This is a genomic window from Mycobacterium sp. TH-M11 (assembly GCF_057473725.1).
Window position 1 is genome coordinate 1 of the sequence record NZ_JBYCLD010000508.1, and the last position, 16,229, is coordinate 16,229.

Genomic DNA, 16,229 nt, shown 5'->3' on the forward strand with positions numbered 1-16,229 from the left:
CCACCGTGCAGATGCACCACCGCCGGCAGCGGGCCCTCGACGTCCGGGCGACTGATGAACAGCGTGACGTCGTTGCCGTCTTCGCCGGTGATGCTCGTCGTGGTGGTCGTGACGCCCTCCGCGTCGGGAACCCCGGGCGCGAAGGCGTCGAGCACGGCGCCGATCCCCGCCTCGCACACGTCGGCATACGCCAGACGTTCCTCGAGCGGCGCATCAATGGTGAGCGGCGCGACGGGCATGTTCGCGTCGATCCCGAGTGCGCCATCGCGTGGACCATTCGCGGGTCTGACCGAGGGTCGGTCCCGAGCGAGCAATCCGGATCTGCCAGACGACCTTCAGCCATGTGGTGACGCTACAGACAGCATCTCCGACACACGCGGGTGCACACTGGGGTGATGAAGGAATCTGAATCGGCGCCCGCACCACGCGGCCCGCTCACCGGACTGTCGGATGTCCGCGCGTTCTTTCACACCAATTCCGTACCGCTGTTCTTCATCTCGCCTACCCCGTTCAATCTGCTCGGTGTCGACCGCTGGATACGAAACTTCTTTTACCTCACCTACTTTGACTCTTTCGAGGGAACGCATTCGCGGGTTTTCGTACCCCGGCGTCGTGACCGGCTCGACTTCGACTCCATGGGCGATGTGTGCAACCACCTGCTGACCGACCCGGAGACAGTCGAGTTCATCGCGAGCCGAGGCCCCGGCGGCAAAGCGTGCTTCGTGATGATGGACGAAGAGACGCAACGGCTCGCGCGGCAGGCGGGTCTGGAGGTCATGCACCCCCCGGTTCAGTTGCGCGAACGCCTGGGCTCCAAGACCGTCATGACCCGCCTGGCCGACGAGGCGGGTGTGCGGAGTGTGCCGCACGTGATGGGGCGGGCCGACTCTTACGACGCGCTGCTCGAGCTGGCGCGCGGCGCCGACTTGGGCGACGACCTGGTCATCTCCATCCCCTTCGGCAACGCGGGCAGCGGGACGTTTTTTGTGCGCGGTCAGTCTGACTGGGACGAGCATGCCGCAGAGTTGAGCGCGCAGGCGGAGTTCAAGGTGATGAAGCGAATCCGCAACGTCGAGGTGTGCATCGAAGGCGCGGTGACCCGCCACGGCACCGCGATCGGCCCCGCCATGACCAGCCTGGTCGGCTATTCGGAGCTGACTCCTACCCGAGGCAGCTGGTGCGGCAACGACATCTGGCGAGAGGTGCTGCCGCCGGACCAAACGCACGCCGCCCGCGAGATGGTGCGAACGCTGGGTGGCGTGCTCAGTCGCGAGGGGTACCGCGGCTACTTCGAAGTGGACCTCTTGCATGACCTGGATTCCGGGGAGCTCTATCTCGGCGAAGTGAATCCGCGGCTGAGCGGTGCGAGCCCGATGACGAACCTGACCACCGAGGCGTACGCCGACATGCCGCTCTTCCTGTTCCACCTGCTCGAGTACATGGATGTGGAATACGAGCTCGATGTCGAGGAGATCAACGCGCGCTGGGAACGCGGATACGGGGAGGACGAGGTCTGGGGCCAGGTGATCATCACCGAGACCGCACCGGATGTGGAGCTGTTCACCGCGACGCCGCGCACCGGTGTGTGGCGGATCGATGACGATGGCCGGGCGTCTTTTGCACGGCCGGCCAACGATTGGGCCACGCTGCTCGACGGCTCGGAGGCCTTCTACATGCGGGTGGCGGCCCCTGGCGACCTACGTTCCGAGGGCGCCCAACTCGGCGTGCTGGTCACCCGCGGACACCTGCAGAGCGCGGACTACCGTCTCACCGAACGCTGTCAGCGCTGGGTCAAGGGCATGAGGGCGAAGTTCGTCTCGACACCCTTGGTACCGGCCTCACCGATCGTCTCGCGGCTCGTCGCACGAGCGTGAGCGGTCGCACCCGCCACGTCCCGGACGGCATCTCGCTGGACAACTGGTTGACGCCGCCGTACTCGCACTGGTCGTTTCAGCATGTCGACGATTTCGTGCCGACCGCGGTGATCCGGCGCGGAACCGGCCCGGTGGCGGAGCTGCCCACGGCCGGGGTTCCGGCCGCTGCGGTGACGGTCACCGCCGCTGACGGGCGTGCGAGCACGGTCGGCGCGGTGATGGCCGCCACCGCCACCGACGGGTGGGCGGTCGCGCACCGGGGGCGGTTGGTCGTCGAGGAGTACTTCGGCGGCATGGGCGTCGACACCCGGCATTTGGTGTTCTCGGTCAGCAAGTCACTCGTGGGCGCGGTGGTCGGCGTGTTGCACGGAGCGGGCGCGATCGCCCTCGACGCCGACGTCACCACCTTCGTTCCCGCATTGACGAATTCCGGCTACGCCGGGGCGACCGTACGGCATCTGCTCGATATGCGGTCGGGTATCTCCTTCTCGGAGAACTACAACGACCCGTCGGCCGAGGTACACCTGCTCGATCAGGCCATGGGCTGGGCACCGAGGACAAGCCCGTCGGCGCCCGCCACGGTGCGTGAGTTCCTGCTCACGCTGCGCAGAAAGTCGTCCCACGGCGGGCCCTTCGAATACCGGTCCTGTGAGACCGATGTGCTCGGGTGGATCTGCGAAGTCGTGGCCGGCCAGCGGATGCCGGAGCTGATGGCCGACTGCCTGTGGAGCCGAATCGGCGCCCGCCACGACGCCACCATCGGCGTCGACCCAGTGGGCACCGGGTTCTTCGACGGCGGCATCAGCGCCTCGTTGATCGACCTGATCCGCTTCGGTTCGCTGTTCCTGCAGGACGGCGCCTCGTTGACGGGCGATCAGGTGGTGCCCGCGGCCTGGATCGCCGACACGCTCTCCGGCGGCCCCGATTCGCGCCGGGCTTTCGCCGCAAACCCCGACGACACCGATTTGCCGGGCGGGATGTACCGCAACCAGATGTGGGTTCCACACGCGGGCAGCAATGTCGTGTTGTGCCTGGGCATGTGCGGTCAGATGGTGTACGTCAACCGCGCCGCGGAGATGGTCGCCGCCAAGGTATCTGCCCAGCCCCACTCCCACGAGCCGCACATGCTGGACACGCTGCGCGCCTTCGACGCCGTGGCCCTTTACCTGGCTGAGTCCAAATAAAGCCCACGGCAAGCGATTCCAGACTGGTAACTTCGTCCGCTATGGGTGCTTTGGATGGACGCGTTGCCTTGATCACCGGCGGAGCTCGCGGGCAGGGCCGCGCGCACGCGTTGGCGTTGGCCGCCGAGGGAGCCGACATCGTCGTCGCCGACGCGCCGAACCCGATGGTCGACCTGACCTACCCGCTCGGTACCGAGGACGACCTGCGTGAAACCGCGAAACTGGTCGACGAATTGGGCCGGCGCTGCGTGCCACTGACACTCGACGTTCGCGACGGTGCTGCGGTCGACGCCGCGGTCACGCAAACCGTCGCCGACCTGGGCAGCCTCGACATCGTGGTGGCCAACGCCGGCATCGTCAGCACCGGGCCGCTCGACGAGGTCAGCGACGTGGTCTGGCAGCAACTGATCGACACCAACCTGACCGGCGCGTTCCACACTCTGCGCGCGGCCATCCCGGTGATGCGACAGCAGCGATTCGGCCGCATCGTCGTCACCTCGTCGATGGGCGGCCGGATGGGGATTCCCGACCTCGCCGCCTACAACGCGACCAAGTGGGGCGTCATCGGACTCGCTAAATCCGCCGCGCTCGAGGTCGCCAAGGAGGGCGTGACGATCAACGTGGTGTGCCCGACCACCACGCAGACCCCGATGGTCCAGCCCACCGGCGGCGACGACATCCCCGACGATCTGGTGCGCCGGATGATGAAGGCCAACCCGATCCCCCAACCGTGGCTGCAGCCCGAAGACGTCAGCCGCGGAGTGCTCTACCTGGTCACCGACCCCGGCGTCATCACCGGCAGCGTGCTCGAGATCGGATTGGGCGGCAGCGCCCGCATCCACTGACCGGAAAATACTGACGCAAGGAGGCGCCGCGTGTGCGATCGGTTCATCCTGCCGACTGCGGTTTTACGTCGACTCGCCGACGACGAATCGATCCCGGCAGAGTCGCGCGAGGCGATACGCAACAGCGTTGCCGTCGAAAGCACATGGCGTGAGCTGCGCATCGCACACACCAATGCGACCCAATCCAGCCTGTTGGCCACGCAATTCACCGGCCGGCCGCTTGCCGGGGTGCTGGCGACTGTTCCCGCGGTAACGGTCTACGACTGCAAGAACACTGGATCGCTGCCGGGCGCACCGGTTTCCGATCCTGGCGAAAGCACGGACAGCACGGCCAAGCGCGCCTTCGATACGACCCGCGCCGTCGTCGACTACTACCGAGAGTGCTTTGGCCGCAACTCCGTTGACGGCAAGGGCATGACACTGATGTCGTCGATCCATTACGGGGTGCGCTACGACAACGCCTTCTGGAATGGCGCCCAGATGACCTACGGCGACGGCGACGGCCGCGTCTTCACTGACTTCACGAAATCAGACGACGTCATCGGCCATGAATTGACACACGGAGTAACACAATTCACTGCTGGGCTGGATTACTCCGATGAACCCGGCGCGCTCAACGAGAGCATTTCGGATGCGTTCGGCGCAATGTTTCACCAATGGCGCAACAAGCAGACCGTCTCCGACGCCGACTGGCTCGTCGGCCCGGGAGTGCTCGGCCCGGCGGCAATCGCCAAGGGCTACAACTGCCTTCGCAACATGGCCGACCCCGGCTCCCGACAGTGCCTGTCTCGGCAACCGTCGCATTATGCCGACTACGTTCCCGGCGGCGACCCGCACCAGAACAGCGGTATTCCCAACCACGCCTTCTTTCTGGCGGCCAGCAACATCGGCGGACGATCCTGGGAGAAGGCCGGCAGGGTCTGGTACGCCGCCCTGACGGATCGCGATGCCGGCCCGTCGATGGATTTCCGCAAGTTCGCCGCCCTCACGCGCTCCGCCGCCCGGTCACTGTTTCCCGCCGACCGCGAGGTCTATCGTGGGGTGGACGACGCATGGCAGCGCGTCGGCCTTTCACAGACCAGCATCTCCGTCTGAGTCGACAACGATCGGGGCGCGGCAATGCAGTACATCATCGAGCGACGTGGTGGCCTGGCCGGAGTCAAGGCCAGTTGCACCCTCGAGGGCGATGCACTGGATCCCGAAGACCGTCACACACTCGAGCAACTCCTCGACAGCGAAGACCCGTTGGACTCCGACCCTGGTGCCGACCGCTACACCTATCTGGTGACCCGGCAGTCACCCTCGGGAGCCAGGACACGCGAGATTCCGGAGAGCGTGCTACCCGACACCGTGGCAAGCGCCGTCGTAGCGGACCTCTGACCGGTCACCGCTACGCCGCGGACCTCTCCAGGATGTGCACGCCGCACGCCGAGCCGAGGCCGATCACGTGCGCCAGCCCGACCTTGGCATTCTCGATCTGCCTGGCGCCCGCTTCGCCGCGCAGATGGTGGCAGACCTCCCAGATGTTGGCGATACCCGTGGCGGCGATGGGATGCCCCTTGGACTGCAGCCCACCGGACACATTCACCGGCGTCGAGCCATCGCGCCACGTCGCGCCGGAATTGAAAAAGTCCGCGGCGCCGCCTTCTTCACACAGCATCAGGTTGTCGTAGTGCACCAGTTCCGCGGTGGCGAAGCAGTCGTGCAACTCGACCAGGTCGAGGTCGCTCGGCCCGATGCCGGCCTGCTCGTAGGCGCTCGCGGCGGCATTGCGGGTCAGCGTGTTGACGTTCGGCAGCACCTGACAGCCGTCCTCGAACGGATCGGTGGTCAGGATCGACGCCGACACCTTCACCGCACGTTTGCGTTGCTGCAGCGACAGCGACCGCAACGTCGCGCCGTCGCACACCACAGCGGCCGCCGCGCCGTCGCAGTTGGCCGAACACATCGGCCGCGTGTTCGGGTAGGCGATCATGACGTCATTCATGATCTGTTCGAGGGTGAATTTCTTCTGATAGGCGGCCAGTGGATTCAGGGTCGAGTGGGCGTGGTTCTTCTCGCTGATCTTGGCGAACAATTCGAAGCTGGTGCCGCCGTACTTGTGGCCGTACTCGGTGCCGATCTGAGCAAACACACCCGGCATCGACTCGGTGCCGATCCGCCCGTCCACCGGAGCGACCGCGCCGTAGCGACCTTTGGGCTCCCAGATATCGGCGTCTTTCTTCTTCGTCCCGGCACCGCCGAGCAGTCCGGCGCCGGACAGCTTCTCCACCCCAAAGGCCAGACCGTACTTCACCTCGCCCGCTTTGACCGCCATGATCGCGGTCCGCAGCGCGGTGGCACCGGTGGCGCAGGCGTTGGCCACGTTGTACACCGGGACGCCGGTCTGGCCGATCTGCTTTTGCAGTTGCTGCCCGATCCCGGCGTTGGCCGCCATCAGGTTGCCGGCGGCGATCACGCCGATGTCGGCCATCGTCACCCCGCCGTCGGCGAGCGCACCGGTGACGGCCTCGGCCGCGAGGTCGACGGTGTCTTTGTCGGCGTGCTTGCCGAATTTGGTCATCCGGATGCCGAGAATCCAAATGTCGTTGCTGGCACTCATGGGGCTGCTCCTCGTTGTCTGTCGCGTCAGTTCACGGGCTCGAAACCGAACCCGACCGCCTCGGTGCCTGCGGAGTCGGTGCCGATCGGGAATGTCGCCAGCCGCACTTTCATACCGTCGCGGATGTGCTCGGGGTCGGGCTCGACGTTGATTAGATTGGCGCGCACCGCAGTGCCGTCGCAGTCCACCACGGAGGCGACGAATGGGGTGGGAATACCAGGTGCGGCAAAAGTGACGATGGTGAACGCCCGCACGGTGCCCTCGGTAGCCACCGCAACCGTGCGGAATTCCGAAGCGAAACAACTGGCGCAGGCGTTGCGTCGGTCGAAGAATCTGGCACCGCAGTTGGTGCACTCGTGGGCGACGAGGTGCGGGTCGCCGTCGGCGAGCACCAAGTAGTCGACTATTGGGATCTTGCCCGTCATAACACCTCCGTTGTCTGTATTGTCGACCGTAGCCAGTTCGGTTCAGTCACAGACGCCGAAATCACGATCACATCCCCCGAAAACGAGACTTCCGCCGCAACAAGCGATGTGGTTAAACTCCTCGCTGACGTTAGTCAAGAAGTCGCGAGAATTTTTAGGTTTATCTGGTTATGCGCGATGGGGCTCAGGCAAAGGTTGCAGCCGGCCACGAATCGCTTTGGACGTATGTCACCTGTCCGACGCTGGTGGTCGACCAGACCGGAGCCATCACTGCGCTGAGTGCATCGGCGCGAGAACTTTTCCCCTCGGCCGCGCTCGGCAGTCCTTTGGAATCCACCCTTGACTGGCTGTCACCGGTCCACCTGCGCCTTGTCGCGCTGTCGCCGGTACCGGACAGTCGAGAGTCGTTCAACGCCGGCGGCGCAGTGGGCAGACGCAAATTCGAAGCCCACCACGCAACGTTGCCCAGCGGCGAAGTGGCGTGGTCGCTGGTCGAAGACACCGGACAGGTACTGCGCGAGGCACAGCATGCGCTGACCCGTGAACATCAACGCACTGAGTTTCTCCTCGAAGCCTCTGCGGTATTGATGGCGTCGCTCAACATCGACCGCTGCCGGGAAGCCACGGCGTTGTTCGCGGCCCGAGATCTGGCCGACGCCGCCGTAGTCGTCGCACCCGCCGGCCGCGGTCGACGGATACCGATTTTCTACTGCGATCACACCGGCACCGTGGAGCAGCGCAGCGTCGAGGCGGACCCCGCGTCGGTGACAGGCCTCAGTGAGGCACTTCGCGGGTTCCCTCCGGTGCCCTCACGCTGGATCGACGCCGCGACGCTGCCCGATTGGCTCATTCCGGCCGGCTTACCGCAGCCGGTGCGTTCGGTGATGATCACCCCTTTACCCGGCCACGGCGTGTCGGCGGGTGCGCTGATGTTGCTGCGTCATTCCGAGGAAGGCGAGTTCAACGACGGCGAAGAGACGCTGGCGCGGCTGTTCGCGGCCCGGGCCGGAGCGGCATTGTCGGCTGCGCGACTCTACGCCGAACAGGCCGCGATCACCCGCACGCTGATGCGTGACCTGTTGCCGCCGGAGTTACACCCGGTGCACGGTATCGAATTCGCGGGTGCATACCGGGCCTCGGAAGACTACGAGGTCGTCGGCGGAGACTTCTACGACGTCCACCCCGCGGCCGCCCCGGACGGTGAGACCCTGGTGGTGCTCGGTGACGTGTGCGGCAAGGGCCTCGAAGCCGCCATGCTCACCGGCAAGATCCGCAACACGCTGCAGGCGTTGACGCCGCTGGCCGCCGATCACCAGGCCGTTCTCGAGTTGCTCAACGGCGCAATGCTTTCCACCGAGCATGCCCGGTTTGCCACCCTGGTGCTGGCTTCGGTCGCCAACCGGGAGGGCTCGGTGGTCGTGCGGCTGACCAGCGCCGGCCACCTGCCCCCGCTGATCGTTCGTGACGGCGGGCGGGTAGAGCAGGCCGACACCTGCGGCACGCTGATCGGCGCGTTGCCCGAGATCGAGGCGCAGTCATTCGAGACGACGCTGGCGCCCGGCGAAACCTGCGTGCTCTACACCGACGGGGTCACCGAGGCACGCGGAGGCCCCCTCGGCGACTACATGTTCGGTGAAGAACGACTGGCGTCCGCGCTCTCCGAGTGCGCCGGCATGCCGGCCACCGCGGTGGTCGAACGTGTCATGATGCTGGCCACCCAGTGGGTCGGCCACCGGGTTCACGACGACATCGCCGTCGTGGCCATCACCGCCCCACGCCGAACGCACCTGAGCGCTGTCGACGGCCACACCAAGGGAAGGTTCACGGCTTGAGCGCTCCTGACGTCGATACCGCCGACTCGGCGGCTATCGGCGCCGCCGACTGGGCGCTGGTCCGCGACAAGCTTTGGGCAGCTGTCCTGGATTGCGACGAATATGCCTCGGTGGCAACTATTTTCGCCGCAGTGGACGCGGGTATGCAGCCTGAGGACATCTTGCTCGACGTCATCGCGTGGGTGCAGCGCAGGATCGGCGCCGAATGGGCCGCCAACCGCATCAACGTTGCCCAGGAGCACGCGGCCACCGCGATCAACGATCGGGTGATCGCGGCGCTCGCCCGGCACCCTGCCAGCCGGTCGACCGGGCAGGCCGGCCGGGTCACGGTGGCATGCGTCGACGGCGAGTGGCACGCCTTGCCGGCCCGGTTGCTGGCCGAGACGCTGCGGCTGCGCGGGTGGCATGTCGACTTCCTCGGCGCGCAGGTACCCACTCCGCATTTGATCGCACACCTGCACCAGAGCGGGCCGGATGCCGTCGCGCTCTCCTGCTCCATTCCCACCGGACTGCCGACGGCGCACGCGGCGATCACCGCGTGTCAGGCCGCGGGTGTCGCGGTGCTGGCCGGCGGTGCCGCGTTCGGAGCGGACGGCCGCTATGCCGGCCAACTCGGCGCCGACGCGTGGGCCCCCGACGCGCGCACCGCCGCCAAACTTCTGGACGAGGGATTTCTCTGCACGCGCCTCGCAAGCAACAGGCAACCGGTCGACGACCTGCCACACCTGATCGACCAGGAATACACCACGGTCTGTCAGACTTCGCGGCAGCTGGTGCAGGAGACCAGTACCGTATTGGCGGACCGCATCGCGGCGATGCGTGACTACACCCCGGCGCAGCGGCAGCGCACTGCCGAGGACATCGCCTACGTCGTCGACTTTCTGGTTGCCGGTCTCTACGTCGACGATGACGAGCTGTTCAGTGGCTTCATCACCTGGACCGCCGATATCCTCGCCGCCAGGGGTGTGCCGGCCGCACCATTGTTTTCCGCCCTCGAGCTCTTGGGTACACAATTGCATGAGTTTCCGCGGAGCCGACGACTGTTGAGCGCCGCTCTCACCGCCCTCGCCGACAAGAAGGGTTCGGCGACCGACCCCCACCTACATCCATGACCTATCACTTGACGATCACCACCGCCTCGCGATCGGCCTGCGTACGAATCACTGGCGACGTCGACTACGAGACCGCCGACGACTTGGTCGAGGCCGCATCGCAGCTGCTCGCCCAGCAGAATGCGCTGCGCGACTTACATCTCGACTTCAGCCAGACGGCATTCCTGGACTCCGCGGCGCTATCGGGGCTACTTCTCTTGCACCGGCGCGCCTCGCAAGCCGGCGTCAGGATGCATCTCGACCACCGCCCCGCGTTCCTCGATCGCGTGCTCCAGGTCACCGGGTTGTTCGGTCACTTCGTTCCAGAGGAAGCCGCCACCGGCTCTGTTGACTCAAACCTGGTAGGCCAGGCCAGCGCTGGCGAGCCCGGCGCTCACTGAGCGAGCGGCGTAGCCGAAAAGTGACCGATCCTTTATCGAATTGCTAACGCGCCCTTACGGGTCCAATATTCCGGACATGCCTAGGATCGCTAATACAACTTGCCTACTAAAGGATTTGGTGGATGCACGCGGGTCTCAGGTCTGTTCTGTTGGCGGCTGGCACCGCCGCGTCGGTCGTTGCAGGGCCCTCGGGTATCAGCCTGGCCGCATCGGATCAGTCGTTTCGATACCCGATCGCCGCTATCAGCCCGACCCCAAGCGAGGTTGCGGGAGTCGCCCACCCCGTCGTCATGACATTTCGCGCACCGGTTGTCGACCGCAACGCCGCGGAGCGCATCCTTCACGTCACCTCATCGCCGCCCATGACAGGCAAATACGAGTGGCTCAACAATGAAGTCGCACAGTGGGTTCCAGACCACTTCTGGCCAGCTCACAGCACGATTGCCCTGTCGGTAGGCGGCGCCTCGGCGGAAATAAAGACTGGGCCCGCAGTGCTCGGCGTCGCCAACATCTCCGACCACACGTTCACGGTCAGCGTCGACGGGGTTCCGAGCGGACCATCGCAACAGCTGCCGACGCCGCACCATCAGCCCCACTATGGCGAACCAGGCGTCATGCCGGCCTCGATGGGCCGGCCCCATTTCCCGACGCCCGTCGGCCTGTACACGGTCTTGTCGAAAGACCGCACAGTGATTATGGATTCGAGCAGCGTCGGTGTTCCGCTCACCGACCCCGAGGGTTACAAGACGCCAGTGGAGTACGCCACCCGGATCAGCAGTCGCGGGCTGTTCGTCCACGCGGCTCCGTGGGCCGTTCAATCCCTGGGCCGCGAAAATGTGAGCCACGGCTGTATCAGCCTCAGCCTGGCCGACGCCGAGTGGTACTTCAACAACGCCAACATCGGCGACCCAGTGGTAGTCAAAGAATAAGATTTGCAAGGCGTTTCATTCACGATGCCTTTCATCGACCGCACGAAAATGCCCCCCGGTACTCGGGGGGCATTTTGCTAGCGCCTCACTCGGGCCCGGGCGGCAGCGGCTGACCGGGCATCGGCCCAGTCGTCGGGGCCGGACCCGTTGGCGCACCCTTAACACCTGCGACACCGGCCATGTCCGCGATCGGTGCACCTGGCAGGCCACCGAGCGCAATCAGTGGCGCACCGGCCGGAACGGCAACGGGCAGTGGCGCTCCGGCTCCCGCAGGTAGAGGCACGCCCGCCGGCAGCGGCAGGCCGGCCGGAATTGGCGCCCCACCGAGGACGGGAGCACCAACGGGGAGCGGCGCACCCACGGGCGCGCCGGCCATGTCGGTGATGGCGGCGCCCGCGGGCGCGCACGCCGGGCCCGCTCCCACGCCCGCGGCTCCCGCGCCGGCGGCGCCGACGGCCGCCGGCGCGCCGACTTCACCGGCGGTACCGTACATGCAGGCGCCGCCGCCCGCCTTTAACGGGGAGGCTCCCACAACGGGGCTCAATGCTATCGCGGCACCGCATAACCCAGCGCCAGCAACAACTTTCATGCTGAACCGGTCGAAGGCTGTCATCGACGTCAACTCTCTCTTTCACGCTTGGGCATCGCCTGCAAATCAACACCGGTGCAGCCGCACCGCAACCGCGTTTCTTGCGGCCATCTCATTTCTAATCGACCCGTGTGGAACACGCACCACGCCGCTCCGGACCGTTTCCAAATAGAGACGTTCACTCCGGTTTATTGGACCGACGACGGGGCGACGTGGACCAATTGTATCCGCCAGCCCAAACCTGAACCAGGCCTTGATGTTTGAAGTGTTACATCACAAAACGGTATCGAAGGCCCTGCGCGCCTGAGGCTTTGACTGCAACCTCAGCGAACGTAGACTTCACGGCCGGTGGGATATCCCCCACCGTGCGTGGTGATATGCACATGGTCGTAGTGGCCGTAGCCCGATCCTGACGGCCCGCTGGGCGTGTAGTACGTCCCACGCCAAATGCAATCCTGCAACGAAAACTTGTCTGCGTTTTTGAGGGCGAACGAAACGATCTGATTGCCGAGCGCGATGCCGGCCGCGCTGGACGGGTTGGGGATCATCACGTCGATCGCCAGTCCCCGCGGGTGCCACGGAAGCGCGTCCGGTCGGACGCCGCCGATGCTCTTGATCTCCGGGAAGACGGCGCTGATAGTGCGGGCCGCCAGGATCGTCTTGACCTGAAGGCCACGTTCCGGGGCGGCATCGGCAATCAGCACCTGGGGGGCGTTCTTGGAGGCGACATGCCAGCGCGACGCACGGGATGCGGACGCCATTTCGGCAGCAGAACCCTCGGCCTGCACATCGGATGCAGACCATGACGACGTCATCGGCACGCCGGCGGTCATCTGCAGCCGGCAACATGGCGTCGCGTCATCAGCCAACCAGGCGGCCTTGCCGTGCCGGCCCTCGATATGGGCGCTCCCCCCGAGGGCAAATACGCCAGCGACCAGAGCGGCAACCGCAGTCATCACTCCCGGCGATTTCCGCCGATCGCTGGCTAACTCGTGACGAGGCACGGCAGCAGCTTACGAGGAAATTGCGAATTAGTCACGATCAGATAACGGCGCCGCAGGTAAAGCGTCTGCTTCAGCGCAACCAGCTGCTCGCTTTCGGCTCGAGCACAAGTCGGCGACCGAGGCGTTCACCGGCCGATGTCGCGTTCAGCATCGATGCGAACCAGTGGTCGCGCCCGGAGGTTCCTCGGGGGTCATGCTGGGCGGGGTCGAGTTCGGGCCCTGGTGTGCGGTTGTCCAGCCTGTTCAGCCGGTCATCGAGGTCGGTGGGGCCGAATTTTTCATGTGAATGGGCCGTGCCGTCTGGTTGTGGCGGGCCTCGACGGCGCTGAGGCGGTTGATGATGGCGCCAAGGCCGGTGAGGTCGTGGGGCGATGGAGAGGTAGATCTCGATCTGGTTGTGCCAGGACGCGTACACCGGGGTGCGCGCCATGGTCGCCGTTGCGCACCGATCTCGACGCGGGGAAGGCAACTTCCGGCCCCCGACGAACTTACGAGCCAGGCCCCTGGGCTGGCCGGTGTCCATCGTCTGACACCTGCGACTCGCGGTTCCCGCGTACGAGCAGGCCGCTACAGGCGACTGGCGGCAAAATCCGCTGCCTGCTGGGTCATCCCGTTCGCCGGGTAGGAGGCGTGCGCGAAATTCGGCAGCCCGCCCGGGTCGCCGTTGCAGATGGTGTCGCCGTCGGCGCACAGTTCGTCGGTCTTGGACGCATACAGCGGGCCGATCGTGATCACCGGCGCGCCGAAGTTCTGCAGCCACTGTGGCGACGGATCCCCGAAGAGCGTCACCGCAGCCACGTGGTTGGCGATCTCCGGCGGCATCGGCTTGGGCATGGACGACAAGTACTCCGAAGGCACCCCCGCCGGTACCGACGCCGAGGTGACGGCGGCGGCCACGGCCGCGCCCTGGGAATAGCCGCCCAGCACAATCCTGGTCTTGGGGCAGTTCGCGGCGGTCGCCTCGATGTGACTGCTGGCGTCCTTGACTCCACCGAGGAAGCTCTGGGCGAACTCGATGCGGTCGGAGAAGTTGCTGCTCGCCTCGTAGTTCACCGGATACACCTCCAGCGACTTGGGGCTGATCGCCGTCCGCAATTCCGCGATGAACGGCTCCCCGATCCCCCCGACCCCGGCCGGCTCACCGGTTCCGCGGGCGAACACCGCCTCGACGTCCGGACAAGGCTGCGCGGTGACGACCGGCGTCGGCGCACTCAACAACGCGCCGACGCTCAGCAGCGCTGCGAAAAGGACGTGACCGATGCGAGGTAGGGGCATGGCCCCATTGTTGCGTAAAGAACGCGAACGTGCGCAATGACGTGGACCCAGTGTTCGAGTGCGACTCGCTACGCCGTCTCGCCCGAGTCGTCGAGCGCACTCACCGCGATGCCGTAGGGCAGGAAGCGAACCCTGCGGGTGGCGTCGGTGTTGTTCTGGTTCGCCCGCAGAGCGTCGAGCTCGGTGGCGTACACCTCCTCGACCCGGGCGCCGCCGTCGGCGCTTACCGTGTAGATCGCCCAGACACCGTCACCGGCTTCGCCGGTGGTTTCCGGCCTGGTCCGGGTGCGCCGTGCGAGATCTTCGAAGACCGATGACCACCCGGACCGGTCACTGGGCGCGGTGAAAAATCGGCCGACTCCCTCGAACGCTTCGCGGATACCCTCGGTCGCGTCGCGCAAAATGTGTTCGAAGTCTTCCGGCTCGAATCCGAACCGACCGTTATCATCCATTGCGGCCTCCTGGCTGCTCACCCCGATCACCCCAGTGTGCGCATTGCGCGCGGCGCGCGCCACGTTCAGTAGCCGTAGCCCGGACCCGCGTAGGGATTCTGTTGGTACGGATTCTGTTGATACGGATTCTGTTGGTACGGATTCTGCTGGTAGGGGTTCTGCTGCTGATAGGGGTTCTGCGGCTGCTGGTTCGCGCCGCCTGGGCTCTGGGGAACCTGCACCGGAATCGGCACCGGCACGAACGGCAGGTTCAGATACGTCGTCGTCATCACCGGCCCCGTCGAGGTGCTCGGCGGCGGGGGTGGCGGCGGTGTGGTACTCGGTGTGGTGCTCGTCGCCTGCGGTGTGGTGGTCGTCGGTCGCGGCACGGTGGTGGTGGCCTGCGCCGTGGTGCGCGGCGGAGGTGGCGGCTCGTAGGTCTCGACCGGCGCCGGAGCCGGGGCCGGTGGCGGGGGCGCCTCGGTGCTCGGTGGCGGTGGCGCCGGGCTCGGCGACGGCTCCGCGCTGGCCGGTGGTGGCACCGGGCTCGGCGACGGCACCTGCGAGCTCAGCGGTGGCGGGGGCGGCGCCGTAGTGCTGCTGCTGGGCACCGTCGGCGCTCGATCGCTACTGGTCAGCGAGAAGGCAATCCCACCGATGGAGACCATCGACACCAGCGCGGCCAGACCCAGGAACAGTTGCAGCAGCCGTGTTCTGCGCGGCCGCACCGGGTCGATCTGCTCGACCTTCGGCAATTGCATCAGCTGCGACGGCGTCGCACGGTTGTCGCTGATGTCGTAGGGTTCACCGCTGTAGACGACCGGCTCGTCGTCGAAATCATCGGCCTGCGACCAGGCCAGCTCCGTCAGCCGTTCCGACGGGTCGTCGAAAAGCGCTCCGGCAGTCGGAATGTCGAAGGTGCCGGTCGACGCGCTGAACGCGCCCGTTGGAGTGCCGAGTGGGTCGGTGGGCGCGACGGATCGCCCAGTGGTGGCCAAACCGCTGTTCGAGGTCGCGGAGCCGCCGGTGGACACGCCCACCAACGCCCCGATGGTCGTCTCGACGCGTTCCCGGTCCTGCTGCGCGATGGGCTGGCGGGCCGAGAGTCGTGCCGCCCCGACGGCCGCCGCGAGTTCGGGTTGTACGGCGGTGACCACCGACGCCTTGGTGTGCGCTGAAAGACGCTCGGCAACAACGGGAATTCTGGCCATACCGCCAGCCAACGCCACAGCCGCCAGGTCCGTGATCCCAATCCTGTTGCTGCGCAACATCTCATCGAATGCCACCAACAAGCCGTCAAGTCGCTCTTCGATCAGGCTGTCGAGTTCAGCTCGGCTGATCTCCAGGCGCATACGCTGGCCGGGCAGGTCGAGGCCCAGTTCGGTGGTCTTCTGGCTGGACAATCTCTCCTTGGCCAGCTGGCATTCGTGGCGCAGGCCGGCGAATTGCCCGACGACCGCGGTGCCGGCGGAATCGGCGGCGTTGCCGTGGCCGACGTTGCCGAGCGCGTGCACCATCAGCGCCTGGTCCACGAGGTCTCCGGAGAAGTCCTCGTAGCGAAGCGTGTCGGCAATCGGAGTGAAATCCGATGCGGCGTCGGCAATGGTGATGCTGGTGCCGCCTCCGCCGACGTCGAACAGCGCGACGACCCCCTTGGCGGGCAGTCGGGAATCGGAGTTCAGCGCGGTCAGCGCTGCAACGCAATCCGGCACCAACCGCGGTGCGACACCACCATGGACGAAATCGG

The 16,229-nt window shown here is 66.1% G+C and carries 16 protein-coding genes and 1 pseudogene; 9 read left to right on the plus strand and 8 right to left on the minus strand.

The window, feature by feature from the left end:
- Positions 1-239 (minus strand): annotated as a pseudogene (locus tag AC2VOG_RS19315) (alpha/beta hydrolase); the annotation flags it as partial.
- Between the two features lie 156 nt (positions 240-395).
- Here AC2VOG_RS19315 and AC2VOG_RS19320 point away from each other — a divergent pair.
- The 5 genes from AC2VOG_RS19320 to AC2VOG_RS19340 are packed head-to-tail and all read left to right on the plus strand — an operon-like array spanning position 396 to position 5,283.
- On the plus strand, positions 396-1,874 hold the full coding sequence (locus tag AC2VOG_RS19320) for a biotin carboxylase (protein WP_486941438.1): 1,479 nt from the start codon (positions 396-398) through the stop codon (positions 1,872-1,874).
- Complete coding sequence (locus AC2VOG_RS19325; protein ID WP_486941439.1) at positions 1,871-3,058, plus strand: serine hydrolase domain-containing protein; 1,188 nt, start codon at positions 1,871-1,873, stop codon at positions 3,056-3,058. Before AC2VOG_RS19320 ends, AC2VOG_RS19325 begins: the two co-directional genes overlap by 4 nt.
- A gap of 41 nt (positions 3,059-3,099) precedes the next feature.
- Positions 3,100-3,903, plus strand: coding sequence for a mycofactocin-coupled SDR family oxidoreductase (locus AC2VOG_RS19330; protein WP_486941440.1), 804 nt, complete (start codon positions 3,100-3,102; stop codon positions 3,901-3,903).
- Positions 3,904-3,933: 30 nt separating this feature from the next.
- Positions 3,934-4,998 carry a M4 family metallopeptidase gene (locus tag AC2VOG_RS19335; protein WP_486941441.1) on the plus strand — a complete coding sequence of 355 codons (1,065 nt, stop codon included), beginning with the start codon at positions 3,934-3,936 and terminating at the stop codon, positions 4,996-4,998.
- Positions 4,999-5,022: 24 nt separating this feature from the next.
- Positions 5,023-5,283: a protealysin inhibitor emfourin gene (locus AC2VOG_RS19340; RefSeq protein WP_486941442.1), complete on the plus strand. Its 261-nt coding sequence runs from the start codon at positions 5,023-5,025 to the stop codon at positions 5,281-5,283.
- Positions 5,284-5,293: 10 nt separating this feature from the next.
- On the opposite strand, the gene AC2VOG_RS19345 is transcribed toward AC2VOG_RS19340, so the two are convergent.
- A complete protein-coding gene (locus AC2VOG_RS19345) occupies positions 5,294-6,505 on the minus strand; it encodes a thiolase family protein (protein WP_486941443.1) in 1,212 nt (403 codons plus the stop codon).
- Between the two features lie 26 nt (positions 6,506-6,531).
- Positions 6,532-6,930 carry a Zn-ribbon domain-containing OB-fold protein gene (locus tag AC2VOG_RS19350; protein ID WP_486941444.1) on the minus strand — a complete coding sequence of 133 codons (399 nt, stop codon included), beginning with the start codon at positions 6,928-6,930 and terminating at the stop codon, positions 6,532-6,534.
- 170 nt (positions 6,931-7,100) lie between these two features.
- Between AC2VOG_RS19350 and AC2VOG_RS19355 the strand changes: the two genes are divergently transcribed.
- The 4 genes from AC2VOG_RS19355 (at position 7,101) to AC2VOG_RS19370 (ending at position 11,183) form a co-directional block, all read left to right on the plus strand.
- Entirely contained in the window at positions 7,101-8,762 is a 1,662-nt protein-coding gene (locus AC2VOG_RS19355; protein ID WP_486941445.1) for a PP2C family protein-serine/threonine phosphatase, read from the plus strand.
- Between the two features lie 35 nt (positions 8,763-8,797).
- Complete coding sequence (locus tag AC2VOG_RS19360) at positions 8,798-9,874, plus strand: cobalamin B12-binding domain-containing protein (protein ID WP_486941453.1); 1,077 nt, start codon at positions 8,798-8,800, stop codon at positions 9,872-9,874.
- Complete coding sequence (locus AC2VOG_RS19365) at positions 9,871-10,254, plus strand: STAS domain-containing protein (RefSeq protein WP_486941446.1); 384 nt, start codon at positions 9,871-9,873, stop codon at positions 10,252-10,254. Before AC2VOG_RS19360 ends, AC2VOG_RS19365 begins: the two co-directional genes overlap by 4 nt.
- Positions 10,255-10,376: 122 nt before the next feature.
- Positions 10,377-11,183 carry a L,D-transpeptidase gene (locus tag AC2VOG_RS19370; protein WP_486941447.1) on the plus strand — a complete coding sequence of 269 codons (807 nt, stop codon included), beginning with the start codon at positions 10,377-10,379 and terminating at the stop codon, positions 11,181-11,183.
- A gap of 85 nt (positions 11,184-11,268) precedes the next feature.
- Here AC2VOG_RS19370 and AC2VOG_RS19375 read toward each other — a convergent pair whose 3' ends face one another.
- The 5 genes from AC2VOG_RS19375 to AC2VOG_RS19395 all read right to left on the minus strand — a co-directional run.
- Entirely contained in the window at positions 11,269-11,796 is a 528-nt protein-coding gene (locus tag AC2VOG_RS19375) for a hypothetical protein (protein ID WP_486941448.1), read from the minus strand.
- A 299-nt stretch (positions 11,797-12,095) separates the two neighbouring features.
- Positions 12,096-12,776, minus strand: coding sequence for a VldE C-terminal domain-containing protein (locus AC2VOG_RS19380; RefSeq protein WP_486941449.1), 681 nt, complete (start codon positions 12,774-12,776; stop codon positions 12,096-12,098).
- A 567-nt stretch (positions 12,777-13,343) separates the two neighbouring features.
- Positions 13,344-14,051 carry a cutinase family protein gene (locus AC2VOG_RS19385; RefSeq protein ID WP_486941450.1) on the minus strand — a complete coding sequence of 236 codons (708 nt, stop codon included), beginning with the start codon at positions 14,049-14,051 and terminating at the stop codon, positions 13,344-13,346.
- Between the two features lie 68 nt (positions 14,052-14,119).
- Entirely contained in the window at positions 14,120-14,503 is a 384-nt protein-coding gene (locus tag AC2VOG_RS19390; protein WP_486941451.1) for a hypothetical protein, read from the minus strand.
- A gap of 65 nt (positions 14,504-14,568) precedes the next feature.
- Positions 14,569-16,229, minus strand: a 1,661-nt coding sequence (locus AC2VOG_RS19395) for an Hsp70 family protein (protein WP_486941452.1), incomplete at its 5' end; no start/stop codon positions are given.